8 protein-coding genes are annotated in these 14218 nt (G+C 53.5%); 2 read left to right on the forward strand and 6 right to left on the reverse strand.

The annotated features are described in order from the left end of the window. Window positions 1-8: 8 nt before the first annotated feature. The 3 genes from ilvD to H8S44_RS06705 all read right to left on the reverse strand — a co-directional run bounded on the left by ilvD (window position 9) and on the right by H8S44_RS06705 (window position 5273). The gene (gene ilvD, locus H8S44_RS06695; protein ID WP_186871813.1) at window positions 9-1670 is read right to left on the reverse strand and encodes a dihydroxy-acid dehydratase; all 1662 of its coding nucleotides are present in this window, start codon (window positions 1668-1670) and stop codon (window positions 9-11) included. 32 nt (window positions 1671-1702) lie between these two features. Then, window positions 1703-2785 (reverse strand): 3-isopropylmalate dehydrogenase, encoded by a 1083-nt coding sequence (gene leuB / locus H8S44_RS06700; protein WP_186871814.1) that lies wholly within the window; start codon window positions 2783-2785, stop codon window positions 1703-1705. A gap of 304 nt (window positions 2786-3089) precedes the next feature. Continuing rightward, complete coding sequence (locus H8S44_RS06705) at window positions 3090-5273, reverse strand: PTS transporter subunit IIABC (RefSeq protein ID WP_186871815.1); 2184 nt, start codon at window positions 5271-5273, stop codon at window positions 3090-3092. Between the two features lie 304 nt (window positions 5274-5577). On the opposite strand from H8S44_RS06705, the gene H8S44_RS06710 reads away from it, so the two are divergent. Further along, on the forward strand, window positions 5578-6411 hold the full coding sequence (locus H8S44_RS06710; RefSeq protein ID WP_186871816.1) for a PRD domain-containing protein: 834 nt from the start codon (window positions 5578-5580) through the stop codon (window positions 6409-6411). A gap of 288 nt (window positions 6412-6699) precedes the next feature. Next, a complete protein-coding gene (locus H8S44_RS06715) occupies window positions 6700-7530 on the forward strand; it encodes a polysaccharide deacetylase family protein (RefSeq protein ID WP_243167494.1) in 831 nt (276 codons plus the stop codon). Between the two features lie 103 nt (window positions 7531-7633). Here the strand turns inward: H8S44_RS06715 and H8S44_RS06720 are convergent, their stop codons facing one another. From H8S44_RS06720 to gltB, 3 genes are all read right to left on the reverse strand, one after another. Further along, window positions 7634-8011 (reverse strand): RidA family protein, encoded by a 378-nt coding sequence (locus tag H8S44_RS06720; RefSeq protein ID WP_186871817.1) that lies wholly within the window; start codon window positions 8009-8011, stop codon window positions 7634-7636. A 131-nt stretch (window positions 8012-8142) separates the two neighbouring features. Then, entirely contained in the window at window positions 8143-9636 is a 1494-nt protein-coding gene (locus H8S44_RS06725) for a glutamate synthase subunit beta (protein ID WP_186871818.1), read from the reverse strand. A 13-nt stretch (window positions 9637-9649) separates the two neighbouring features. Further along, a complete protein-coding gene (gene gltB, locus H8S44_RS06730; RefSeq protein WP_186871819.1) occupies window positions 9650-14182 on the reverse strand; it encodes a glutamate synthase large subunit in 4533 nt (1510 codons plus the stop codon). Window positions 14183-14218 lie beyond the last annotated feature (36 nt).

The raw sequence follows: 14218 nt of genomic DNA on the forward strand, positions 1-14218 counted from the left end.
AACTAAAACTATTTCTCCAGGATTGCTCCTCTGTTTCCGGAAGTTACCATTTTTGCGTAACGTGCCAGATATCCTGTGGTCACCTTCGGCTCACGCGGCTGCCATTTTGCCTTTCTGGCTGCCATTTCTTCGTCTGAAATCAGGACTTCCAGCTTGTTATTCGGAATATCAATCAGAATCTTATCGCCCTCTTCTACCAGGGCAATCGGTCCGCCTACCGCTGCTTCCGGAGATACATGTCCGATGGATGCGCCTCTGGACGCGCCGCTGAAACGGCCGTCGGTAATCAGAGCTACGGTGGAGCCAAGCCCCATGCCCGCGATGGCGGAGGTCGGGTTCAGCATCTCCCGCATACCCGGACCGCCCTTGGGTCCTTCGTAGCGGATAACGACCACATCGCCTGCCACAATCTTACCGCCCTTAATGGCTGCAATGGCATCCTCTTCACAGTCAAATACCCGGGCCGGTCCTTCATGAACCATCATTTCCGGTACCACTGCGGAGCGCTTTACGACGCCGGTATCCGGTGCCAGGTTGCCCTTCAGCACGGCGATGCCGCCGATCTCGCTGTAAGGATTGTCGATGGGTCGGATAACCTCCGGATTACGGTTGACACAAGTCCTGATATTCTCGCCGACAGTCTTTCCGGTTACGGTAATCAGATCTGTATTCAGAAGATTTTTCTTATTTAACTCGTTCATAACCGCATAGACACCGCCTGCCTCATTCAGGTCTTCCATGTAAGTGGGGCCTGCCGGTGCCAGGTGGCACAGGTTCGGAGTCTTGGCGCTCATTTCATTGGCAATCTCCATGTTCAGATCCACATCTGCCTCATGGGCGATAGCCGGAAGATGCAGCATACTGTTGGTGGAGCAGCCCAGAGCCATATCCACGGTCAGGGCGTTCAGGAACGCTTCCTTTGTCATAATGTCACGGGGACGGATATTTTTTCTCCACAGTTCCATGACCTGCATGCCTGCATGCTTTGCAAGCTTGATACGCTCGGAATAAACAGCCGGAATGGTTCCATTTCCCGGAAGTCCCATACCCAGAGCCTCAGTCAGGCAGTTCATGCTGTTGGCCGTATACATGCCGGAACAGGAACCGCAGGTAGGACAAACCTTTGTCTCAAATTCCTTTACATCCTCCTCAGTCATGGTACCTGCCGCATAGGATCCTACTGCTTCAAACATACTGGAAAGGCTGCGTTTCTGGCCGTGTACATGGCCTGCCAGCATGGGGCCGCCGCTGACGAAGATGGTCGGTACATTGATACGGGCTGCCGCCATCAGAAGTCCCGGAACGTTCTTGTCACAGTTCGGTACCATAACCAGGGCGTCAAACTGATGGGCCATGGCCATACACTCAGTGGAATCCGCAATCAGATCACGGGTTACCAGGGAATACTTCATGCCCACATGGCCCATGGCGATACCGTCGCAGACTGCGATAGCCGGAAATACAATCGGGGTGCCGCCGCCCATGGCGACTCCCAGTTTCACTGCCTCTACGATTTTATCCAGGTTCATATGCCCCGGTACGATTTCATTATAGGAACTTACGATACCGACTAACGGCTTCTTCATCTCTTCTTCCGTCAGTCCCAATGCGTTAAACAGACTGCGGTGAGGGGCCTGCTGCATACCTACTTTTACTGCGTCACTTCTCATTTTTTCCGTTCTCCTTCTATATAAATATTGTATTATACTCTTTCTGCGATCAGGTCGCCCATTTCGGTGGTGCCTACCCTCCTGCAACCCTCGGACATAATATCGCCGGTGCGGTAACCCTCGGCCAGTACCTGGGAAACTGCCTGCTCGATGGCATTCGCCTCTTTGTCCAGGTCGAAACTGTAACGCAGCATCATGGCTGCGGACAGGATCGTGGCAATCGGATTTGCGATATTCTGTCCCGCGATATCCGGAGCGGAACCGCCGCTGGGCTCGTAGAGACCGAATTTGCTGTCGTTCAGACTGGCGCTGGCCAGCATTCCGATGGAACCGGTTACCATGCTGGCTTCATCGGAAAGGATATCGCCGAACATATTCTCAGTCAGAATCACGTCGAACTGGGCCGGGTCTTTAACCAGCTGCATGGCACAGTTATCCACCAGCATATGGGTCAGCTCGATCTCCGGATACTCTTTCGCTACTTCTTCTACGACCTTTCTCCAGAGTCTGGAGGAATCCAGTACGTTGGCCTTGTCTACGCTGCAGACTTTCTTTCTTCTCTTGCCTGCGATGTCAAAAGCGCGCTTCGCGATACGGCGGATTTCGTTCTCATTATAAGTCAGGGTGTCGATGGCGGTCATGACGCCGTCTACTTCTTTTGTTTCTCTGGCTCCAAAGTAGAGACCTCCGGTCAGCTCGCGCATAATCATCATATCAAAGCCCTTGTCGCTGATGTCCTTTCTCAGCGGGCAGGCGTCCTGAAGCTCTTTATAGAGAATGGCCGGGCGCAGGTTCGCGAAGAGGCCCAGGGATTTGCGAAGCTTCAGAAGTCCGGCCTCCGGTCTGCGGTCTGCCGGGAGCTTATACCAGGGTGAGGTGGCTGCGTTGCCTCCGATGGAACCCATCAGAACTGCGTCGCTGCTCTTTGCGATTTCGATGGTTTCATCGGTGAGCGGTACGCCGTGGATGTCGATGGAAGCTCCGCCCATCAGTAAATCTGTGTAATGAATCTCATGTCCGTATTTTTCTGCAATGCGGTCCAGAACCTTTCTGGCCTCCCGCACGACCTCCGGCCCGATGCCGTCGCCGGAAATGACTGCTAAGTTCAAGTTCATTTTTTCATCTCCCCTTTGATGCACTACTTTAATGTGAAAAATTCCATATTAGTAATACTATAGAACAATTTTCGTGTTTTTTCAACTGGGAGATGGATCTTTTTGACCGCGGACGGCAACTTTTTGTCGTCCGCAGGCGGTCACATGGAAAAAGAGGTATCTCCCTGCCAGAACAAAAATATCCCCTGGCGGGAACGTTAGATCATTTTCCGTAGGGATGAGTAGGAAAATGTGCGTGTTCCCGTCAGGGGATATTTTTGTTCTGGCAGTTCACTGCCTAAATTTCATTTCAATAATAAAAAAGTTACGCCAGGGTTTCCACCGCAAACAGGGGATCTCCCGCCTTGATCTCGCCGTCGCCGATCTGGCGGATGCGCTGGTTCTCAGCAAGCTCGGTGCAGAGTACCGGGGAGCAGAGGGAGGGTGCATGGCTCTTCAGGAAGTCGATGTCGATCTGCATAAGGCGATCTCCCTTCTTCACTTTCTGGCCGTTCTCCACGAACACCCGGAAGCCCTCGCCGTTCAGATTCACAGTATCGATACCGATGTGGAGAAGCAGAGCCACTCCGCTGTCGGTCTGGAAGCCGATGGCATGCTTGGTATCAAATACAAAGACTACCTCGCCGTCTTCCGGTGCGCAGATGGTGGCATCCTCGGGAGTTACGGCTGCGCCGTCGCCCATCATTTTCCCTGCAAAACCCTCGTCGGGCACGTTCTCCAGAGCGGTAGCCAGTCCGGTGATAGGGCTGGAAATGATGGTGGTGGAGACTACTTTTTTCTCTGCGGAGTCTGCATTTTCTGCTGTTTCTGTGACGGAAGCTGCACTGGCCGTCTCAGCCACGTTCTCCTCCTCAAAGGTATCCGGAACGGTCTCCAGATAAGTCTCCAGCTTTGCCTTGATAACGGTTACCTGGGGTCCGTAGATGATCTGGACGCCCTGGCCCTTGATGATGATGCCTCTGGATCCGGTGGACTTAATCAGCGCCTCATTTACTTTAGAGGAATCTGCCACAGTCAGGCGCAGTCTGGTGGCGCAGCAGTCCACGCCGGTGATATTGGCTTTACCGCCCAGACCTCTGGTAATGGTCTCGCTGACCAGGTCTGCGGAAGCGCTTCCGGATGCGGTGGCGTTTGCCGCGTTTTTCGCGTTTACATCTGCTTTTGTATACAGTTTGGTCTCCTCATCATCGTCCTCGCGGCCCGGTGTCTTGAAGTCAAACTTCTTAATCATAAATGTAAAAATTACATAATACAGAATGAAGTAAATGATACCCACCGGAATGATGCGAAGCCAGCTGGTCTTCTCATTTCCCTGCAGGATACCAAACAGGAACAGATCCAGAAAACCGCCGGAGAAGGTCAGACCTACTGCGATATTCAGCATATGAGCAATCATGTACGCGGATCCCGCAAGGATCACCTGTACGACAAACAGTGCCGGTGCTACGAACAGGAAGGAGAACTCCAGGGGCTCTGTGATTCCGGTAAACATACAAGCCAGTGCCGCGGATAAGAGAAGACCGCCTGCCTGCTTCTTCTTTTCCGGCTTTGCGCAGCGATACATGGCCAGCGCAGCGCCCGGCAGACCGAAGATCATGAAAATGAACTCTCCTGAGAAGTAACGGGTCGCGTCTGCGCTGAAATGTGCCACATGGGCGGAATCAGCCAGCTGGGCGAAGAAAATATTCTGACCGCCCTGTACCAGCTGTCCTGCCACTTCCATGGTGCCGCCCACTGCGGTCTGCCAGAAGGGCATGTAGAATACGTGATGCAGGCCGAAGGGAATCAGCGCGCGCTTGATGATACCGAAAATCAGGGTTCCGATGTAACCGCTGCCGGTTACCAGTCCGCCCAGAGCGTAGATTCCGTTCTGTACTACCGGCCATACAAAATACATCAGGATTCCGACGAACATGTACACCACGGTAGAAATGATCGGGACAAAACGGGAGCCGCCGAAGAAGGATAATGCGTTGGGAAGCTCAATCATATGGAAGCGGTTGTGCAGGGCAGCTACGCCAAGACCTACGATGATACCGCCAAATACACCCATCTGCAGAGACTGGATGCCGCACACGGAGGTGATGGTTCCTTCCAGCACATCTGCGGAAATGGTTCCATCAGCCAGAATCTCGCCGTTGATCTGCAGCATGGCATTGATGGCAGTGTTCATAACGAAGAAGGCGATCAGCGCGGAAAGGGCGGATACTTCTTTCTCCTTGTGGGCCATACCGATGGCTACGCCCACGGCGAAGATCAGCGGCAGGTTATTGAACACGGCGCTGCCCACCTGATTCATGATAATTAACAGGGAATTTAAAATGGTACCCTTGCCCAGGATGGCAGTCAGGCCATAGGTGGCAATGGTGGTTTCATTGGTAAAGGAACTACCGATACCCAGCAGCAGACCCGCTACCGGGAGAATGGCGATGGGAAGCATGAAGGAGCGTCCCACCCGCTGCAATACGCCAAAAATCTTGTCTTTCATTTTTCTCTCTCCTTGAAATGCAATCTTATTTTTGACGTCTATGAAGGTATTTATGCGCGGCAAAATTCCGATTCTCCGGATAACCGGATTTTTGGCACAAAAAAAGACAGTAACCCTACATAAACATACAAAAATATTTGTGATATCTATGCCAAGTTAATGCCTGCCGAACAGTTACACACTTAATGCAAGGTGAGTATACAACATAATTTATGGGAAAGTCAAGTATTTTTTATCTCCTCTTTACTTTTTTCTCCCTATTTGATACCATAATTTTAATATCGCTTATGGGGGAGATTCCATTATGTATCGGGTGAGCAGAGTTCTGAATAATAACGGCGTAATTGCCATTGATATGGACGACAATCAGGAATATGTCCTGCTGGGAAAGGGACTGGGCTTCGGCAAGAAAGTCTCTGAACGGTTTGAAAAGCCGGAAGGGACTTCCGTCTACCGGCTGGCTGAGGATACGGATCGGGGCTCTGCCAGGGCCCTGGCCCAGACGGTAGATCCCCAGTTTATCGAGATGGCGGATGCAGTCATGCAGGAAGCGGAAAGCCGCTTCGGAAATGTGGATCGCCGGGTCATGCTGCCCCTGGCCGATCATCTGTCCTTCGCGGCCTCCCGGGTTCGGAACGGCGAACAGATCAGCAATCCCCTGACCGATGATATCCGCTCTCTGTTCTACAGCGAATTCAAGGCTGCTTCCATCATCAAAGACCTGTTCCGGGAACGTCTTGGGCTCGCCATCGACGATCACGAGGTGGGCTACGTGGCCCTCCACATCCACTCCGCCATCGAGGATGAAAAAATTTCCATGGCTATGCAGACCGCCCGGGCCGTCCGGGAGTGTGTTGACATGCTGGAGCAGGAAACAGGAGAGCACATTGACGTACTCTCCCTTGCCTACAATCGTCTCATGAATCATATCAAATACATGGTCGCCCGTGGCGTCACCGGCGAAGATCTGAAGGTGAATATGAACGACTATATGTCTGTTAAATTTCCCAAATCCTACGCCCTGGCCACCGCCGTCTGCGACCGTCTGGCCATTTCCACCGGTCTCGCCTTTGATGAAATGGAGATCGGCTATCTGGCCATGCACATCGAACGGGTTTACAGCACCTGCTCTCCTTGATATCGTCTGCAGCTGTCACCTGCGCGCTAACAGTCTCTCTGTCCTCTGCCTCCGAAGTCTGTGTGGTATCGATGGTCTTCGAGCATCCGGTAAGCCCCGCCGTTCCCAGCACGACTGCACAACCCATAGCTACTAATTTCGCATATTTCATAGTCTATTCCTCCTGAGCTGAACACCCCTCCGGCTTTCCCGTTCCGGTACGAATCCTTTTGACAGGCCTGCTGTCCTTTTCATAATTTTCTGACGTTTCGCATATGCTGTACTATTTCAAACGCAAGGAGTCTGCCCATGAAACCTGCTGCTTCCATGTCCCTTCATCTGTTTTTCCGCATTCTCGGCATCGCCCTGCTGCTGACCCTGGCCTATTTTGGCGGACAGAGCGTGGCGCGGGTCTCTGATGGCGGCGCACTTCTTCCCATCTCCGGAACAGCGTCCGCAAGCTGGGGCCTGGGCTTCGGCGAACCCGGAACCCAGCCCACCGGCACTGCATCCACAGCTGCTCTTCGGGAGTACGATGCCTATTATCTGGAGGAAACTGACGAAAAAAAGCTTTATCTGACCTTTGACTGCGGCTTTGAAAACGGCAATACGCCTGTGATTCTGGATGCTCTCAAAAAGCACAGCGCCCCGGCCACCTTTTTCGTGGTGGGCAATTATCTGGAAACCAGCCCGGATCTGGTGAAGCGGATGCTGGCCGAAGGGCACACTGTCGGCAATCACACTTATCATCATCCGGATATGTCGAAAATCAGTTCCATGGAAGATTTTTCCAGAGAATTAAATTCCCTGGAAGCCCTTTATCAGAAAGTCACAGGTGAACCTATTTCAAAGTATTACCGGCCGCCCCAGGGCATTTACAGTGAAAAGAATCTGCAGATGGCCAAAGATTTGGGCTACCGCACCTTCTTCTGGAGCCTGGCCTACGTGGACTGGAAGCAGGATGACCAGCCCACCCATGAGCAGGCCTTCGACAAGCTCCTGACCCGCGTCCACCCGGGCGCTGTGGTTCTGCTCCACAACACTTCCAAAACCAATGGGGAGATTCTCGACGAGCTGCTGACGAAATGGGAAGAGATGGGGTATACCTTTCATCCTTTGAGCGAGCTATGCGGGGCGTAATAAAAAAACGGGAATGAATCTGCGTCGATTCATTCCCGAAAAAAGCAGGGTATCGAAATCTCACTTCCGATACTCTGCTTTCCTGTTCCCTTATGGAATGATTTTATCTTCCCGCGATAACCTCTACCTCGCACAGCACTCCCTTGGGCAGATCCTTCACTGCCACGCAGGATCTGGCCGGTGCCTCTTCCTTGAAGTAGCGGCTGTAGACCTCGTTGAACTTGGCGAAATCCGCGATATCTGCCAGAAAGCAGGTGGTCTTAATGACGTTGCTGTAGTCCAGACCCGCCTCTTTTAAGATAGCTCCCACGTTCTTCAGGGACTGGTCTGCCTGACCCTCGATGTTGTCAGACTCTACCTGGCCGGTAGCCGGATTCACCGGGATCTGGCCGGACGCGTATACCATACCGTTGTATTCAATGGCTTGAGAATAGGGGCCGATGGCTGCGGGTGCATTAGTTGTAGCGATAACTTTTTTCATTGTACTACCTCCGTTTGTTCTTTTGGACAAAACTGCCCTATCCCCTTTACTATATAGCGCCATTTTTCCATTGTCAATTCACTATTTTGATTAGAAGTAACACGTTTTTTGCAGCTGATTTTTGCAAGTATTTACTGCACCTGCAGACTCGTATATCCCATCAGATCCAGGTCCACCGCGCAGGCGGCTTCGCGGCCCTCGCGGATGGCCCAGACGACCAGGGACTGACCCCGGTGCATATCTCCTGCAGTGAATACCCGGTCCACGTTGGTCTTGTACTGACCCGGAGCGGTATTTACATTGGTTCTGGCATTGACCTCCACGCCAAATGCCTTGGTCACATAGTCCTGACTGCCCAGGAAACCTGCGGCGATCAGGACCACGTCCACGTCCAGGGTGAACTCGCTGCCCTCGATGGGCACCATCATCATACGTCCGGTCTTCTCGTCCTTTCTGCTCTCCAGTTTGCAGCAGACGGCCTTCTTCAGGTTGCCCGCCTTGTCACCGATGAACTCCTTGACTGTGGTGGTATAGATACGCGGGTCGGAGCCGAACATGGCAATGGCTTCCTCCTGGCCGTAATCGGTCTTGCAGACCTTCGGCCATTCGGGCCAGGGATTATTCTCGGTTCGGGTATCAGGAGCCTTGGGCATCATTTCCAGCTGAATGACGGATTTTGCGCCAAGTCTTATGGAAGTTCCCACACAGTCGTTTCCGGTGTCGCCTCCGCCGATGACCATGACATTCTTTCCTTTCGTGGAAATAAATTTCTTATCCGCGAAATTGGAATCCAGAAGACTCTTCGTAGTGGCCCGCAGGAAGTCTACCGCGAAATAGATTCCCTTCAGTTCTCTTCCCGGCACTTTGATATCGCGGGGATTGGACGCTCCGCAGGCCAGAATCACCCGGTCATAATCTTTCAGAATCTCTGTCGCCTTCTTATCCTTGCCCACATCCGTATTGACTACGAATTCTACGCCCTCGGCCTTCATCATATCGATCTTCCGGTCGATGATATGCTTCTCCAGCTTCATATTCGGAATGCCGTAGCGTAAGAGACCGCCTACCCGGTCGAAACGCTCAAATACAGTTACGGAGTGTCCTCTGTGATTCAACTGATCCGCCGCAGCAAGGCCCGACGGACCGCTTCCGATAATGGCGATCTTCTTGCCGGTACGGTTTCTGGGCGGCGTCGGTACGGCGTAGCCCTCTTTGTACGCATTCTCGATAATGGCTAATTCGTTACTTTTGGTGGATACCGGATCGCCGTTCAGATTGCAGGTACAGGCCTTCTCACAGAGGGCCGGACACACCCGTCCCGTGAACTCCGGGAAGCTGCTGGTGCGCTTCAGACGCTTGTAGGCCTGCTCCCAGTTGCCCATGTAAAGTAAATCGTTCCACTCGGGAATCAGGTTGTGCAGCGGACAGCCGGAGGCCATGCCCCCGATCATCATGCCTGCCTGGCAGAAGGGGACGCCGCATGCCATGCAGCGCGCTCCCTGCTTCTCCTGCTCCTCTTTGGAAAGAGGGGTATGGAATTCATTAAAATGCTTAATACGTTCCTTCGGAGACTGGGCTTTCGGATTCACCCGGTCATACTCCATAAATCCTGTCGGTTTTCCCATGATTCTCCCCTCCTTATTTCTTCTGATTTGCGTAAAATGCTTCAATCTGTGCCTGCTCGCTGCTTAAGCCCTTCTCCTCCATCTGGACAATAGTCATAAGCATTCTCTGGTAATCCCGCGGAATAATCTTCTTGAACTTGGGCAGATACTCTCCAAAGTTCGCCAGGATTTCCTTGCCCTTCTCGGAGTTGGTATAAGCCACATGATCCTCGATCATGCCCTTCAGCTCCAGTACATCGTATTTATCTGTTACTTCCTGAATCAGAACCATGTCCTTATTCAGCTTTGTATACAGGTCTCTGTCCTCATCCAGCACATAGGCCACGCCGCCGCTCATACCTGCGGCAAAGTTCTTGCCGGTTTTGCCGATGACGGCCACCCGGCCTCCGGTCATGTACTCGCAGCCGTGGTCGCCCACGCCCTCGACGACTGCGCTCGCGCCAGAATTACGGACGCAGAAACGCTCGCCGGCCACGCCGTTGATGTAAGCCTTGCCGCTTGTGGCACCGTAGAGGGCCACATTTCCAATGATGATATTCTCATCCTGCTTGTAATGCACGCCTCTGGGCGGATAGACCACCAGCTTGCCGCCGGACAGGCCCTTGCCGAAGTAGTCGTTGCTGTCGCCCTCCAGCTCCAGGGTCAGGCCCCTGGGGATAAACGCGCCGAAGCTCTGTCCGCCCGCGCCCTTACATTTCACGGTAAAGGTATCCTCTTCCAGTCCTTCCGGATACCGCTTGGTAATCTCGGAACCGAACATGGTGCCGAAAGCACGGTCTGTATTCTTCACATCCACCTCGATGCTACGCTTGGAACCATTTTCCAGGGCGGGAAGAAGCTGTTTGAACAGCACCTTCTGATCCAGGGTCTTCTCCAGCTCGAAATTATAGACCTGCTTCGGATCAAAGGTCACCTTCTGGCCCTTGCCCGCGAACGGATTATTCAGGATATTGCTCAGGTCAATCTCCGCCTGGCGGCCGGTCAGTCCCTCACGTACCTTCAGAAGGTCGGAGCGTCCCACCAGCTCATCCACGGTACGCACGCCCAGGCGCGCCATGTACTCGCGAAGATCCTGCGCGATAAAGCGCATGAAGTTGATGACGTATTCGGGCTTGCCGCGGAACCGTTTTCTCAGCTCCGGATTCTGGGTAGCCACGCCCACCGGGCAGGTATCCAGATTGCAGACACGCATCATGACGCAGCCCATGGTTACCAGCGGAGCCGTCGCAAAGCCGAACTCCTCGGCTCCCAGCATGGCCGCGATGGCCACGTCCTCGCCGGTCATCAGTTTGCCGTCGGTCTCGATACGGACGCGTCCTCTCAGGCCATTCATAATCAGGGTCTGGTGAGTCTCCGCCAGTCCCAGCTCCCAGGGAAGTCCCGCGTTGTGGATGGAACTTCTGGGCGCCGCTCCGGTACCTCCGTCGTATCCGGAAATCAGGATAACCTGGGCTCCGGCCTTGGCTACACCGGCTGCGACTGTTCCCACGCCGGCTTCGGAAACCAGCTTCACGGAAATCCGCGCGTCCCGGTTGGAATTCTTCAAATCATAAATCAGCTGCGCCAAATCCTCGATGGAATAGATATCGTGATGAGGCGGCGGAGAAATCAGGCTCACGCCCGGCGTGGAGTGACGGGTCTTCGCGATCCACGGGTACACCTTTCCGCCCGGCAGATGGCCGCCCTCGCCGGGCTTCGCGCCCTGGGCCATCTTGATCTGCAGCTCTTTGGCGCTGACCAGATACCGGGAGGTTACGCCGAAACGTCCCGAAGCCACCTGCTTGATGGCGGAACAGCGGTTCAGGCCGTCCGGTCCGATTTCCAGACGCTCCAGGCTCTCACCGCCTTCACCGGAGTTGGACTTGCCATGCAGGGTATTCATGGCGATGGCCAGACATTCATGGGCCTCCTGGGAAATGGATCCGTAGGACATGGCTCCGGTCTTAAACCGGGTTACGATAGAATCCACACTCTCTACCTCCTCGATGGGCACGCCCTTCTTCGGATAGTTGAAGTCCATCAGTCTGCGGAGATAACCGCGGTTATTTTCCCCGTTTATGAGCTCCGTGTACTCCTTAAACATCTTGTAGTCGCCCCGCTTCGTGGACTCCTGCAGCAGATGGATGGTCTGGGGATTGTACAGATGCTTTTCGCCGCCGCTTCTGCTCTTATGGCGTCCCACGCTCTCCAGCGTCAGGTCTACGTTCAGTCCCAGGGGATCGAAGGCTGCGGAATGAAGCTCGTCCGCCTGTTTCTCGATGTCTGCCAGAGTGATGCCGCCCACACGGCTGACAGTATTGGTAAAGTACTCGTCCACCACATCCTTGTCGATACCGATGGCCTCGAAGATCTTGGAGCCCTGATAAGACTGAATGGTGGAAATGCCCATCTTGGAAGCGATTTTTACAATGCCATGAAGTACCGCGCTGTTATAATCGTCTACGGCTGCGTAATAATCTTTATTCAGCAGCCTGCATGATACCAGTTCCCGTATGGTCTCCTGTGCCAGATAGGGGTTGATAGCACAGGCGCCGTAGCCTAAAAGCGCTGCGAAATGATGTACCTCTCTGGGCTCGCCGCTCTCCAGAATCAACGCCACGCCGGTACGCTTCTTGGTGGTAACCAGATGCTGGTTCAGGCCGGATACCGCAAGCAATGACGGAATGGCCACATGGTTCTCATCCACGCCCCGGTCGGAGATAATCAGGATGTTCGCTCCGTCCCGGTAAGCCCGGTCGGCCTCCACATACAGGCGCTCCATAGCCTTCTTCAGGCTGGTGTTCTTATAATAGGTAATCGGAAGCACTTCCACCTTGAAGCCCGGAACTTTCATACTCTTGATCTTCAGGATATCTGTGTTCGTCAGAATCGGATGGTTGATGCGAAGCAGACGACAGTTCTCCGGCGTCTCCTCCAGCACATTTCCTTCCTTGCCCACATACACGGTGGTAGAAGTGACGATTTCCTCACGGATGGCGTCGATGGGCGGATTCGTTACCTGGGCGAACCGCTGCTTGAAATAGTTGAAAAGCGGCGGATGCTCCTCGGACAATGCCGCCAGCGGGGTGTCGATACCCATGGCTCCGATGCCCTCGGCTCCGTTCTGGGCCATCTGCAGGATGGAGGTGCGGTATTCCTCGTAGTTGTATCCAAAAGACTTCTGCAGTTTTCTGCGCTCGTCTGCGGAAAACTCCGGTACTCTTTCATTGGGGATCTTCAGGTCCTTTAACTGTACCAGATTGCTGTCCAGCCACTCGCCGTAGGGCTGTGCGGAAGCGTATTTCTCTTTCAGATGCTCGTCGTCGATCACCTCGCCTTTGACTGTATCCACCAGAAGCATTTTGCCCGGATGCAGTCTCTCTTTGACTACGATCTTGGTCGGATCGATATCCAGGACTCCCACCTCGGAGGAAAGAATCAGATCATCGTCGGTGGTGATATAGTAACGGGAAGGACGGAGACCGTTGCGGTCCAGAACTGCTCCCATCACATCGCCGTCGCTGAACAGGATGGAGGCCGGTCCGTCCCAGGGCTCCATCATGGTGGCGTAATACTGATAGAAATCACGTTTCTTCTGAGACATGGCCTTATTGTTATCCCAGGGCTCCGGAATGGTAATCATAACTGCCAGCGGAAGATCCATGCCGCTCATGACCAGGAACTCCAGGGTGTTATCCAGCATGGCGGAGTCGGAACCGGAGGCATTGACCACCGGAAGGACCTTGTTCAGGTCTTTCTTCAGATGGCTGGACTCCATGGTCTCCTCCCGGGCCAACATCTTATCCGCATTGCCCTGGATGGTATTGATCTCGCCGTTGTGTACGATGAAACGGTTGGGATGGGCCCGCTCCCAGCTGGGGTTCGTATTGGTACTGAAACGTGAATGTACGATGGCGATGGCCGACTCGTAATCCGTATCCTGCAGATCCTGGAAGAAGGAACGCAGCTGATGTACCAGGAACATTCCCTTGTACACAATGGTTCTGCTGGAAAGGGATACCACGTAGGTGTCGTCATTGGACTGCTCGAAGGTCCGGCGGGCCACATAGAGCTTCCGGTCGAAGTCCAGTCCCTTTTCCACGTCCGCCGGACGCTTTACAAAGCCCTGCATGATGCACGGCATCTTCTCCAGGGCCTTGCTTCCAAGGACAGACGGCACGGTGGGAACCTCTCTCCATCCCAGGAACTCCATACCCTCTTTTTCTACGATAATCTCGAACATCTTCCGGGCCTGATTGCGCTTCAGCTCATCCTGGGGGAAGAAAAACATACCGATACCGTAATCTCTTTCTTCACCTAAAAAGACGCCGAGAGGTTTGACAGCTTTGGAGAAGAACTTATGTGATATCTGTAATAAGATTCCTACTCCGTCTCCTGTCTTACCTTCGGCGTCTTTGCCGGCCCTGTGTTCCAGGTTCTCTACAATTTTCAATGCGTTCGCCACGGTCTCGTGACTTTTCAATCCTTTGATGTTGACCACTGCACCGATACCGCAGTTATCGTGCTCAAATCGCGGGTCATACAATCCCTTGCTCTGTTGGCTCATACTTATCCCTCCAGATCCTTGAACTCGCTATTTCAT

Source organism: Anaerosacchariphilus hominis (genome assembly GCF_014290175.1).
Classification (GTDB): domain Bacteria; phylum Bacillota; class Clostridia; order Lachnospirales; family Lachnospiraceae; genus Laedolimicola; species Laedolimicola hominis.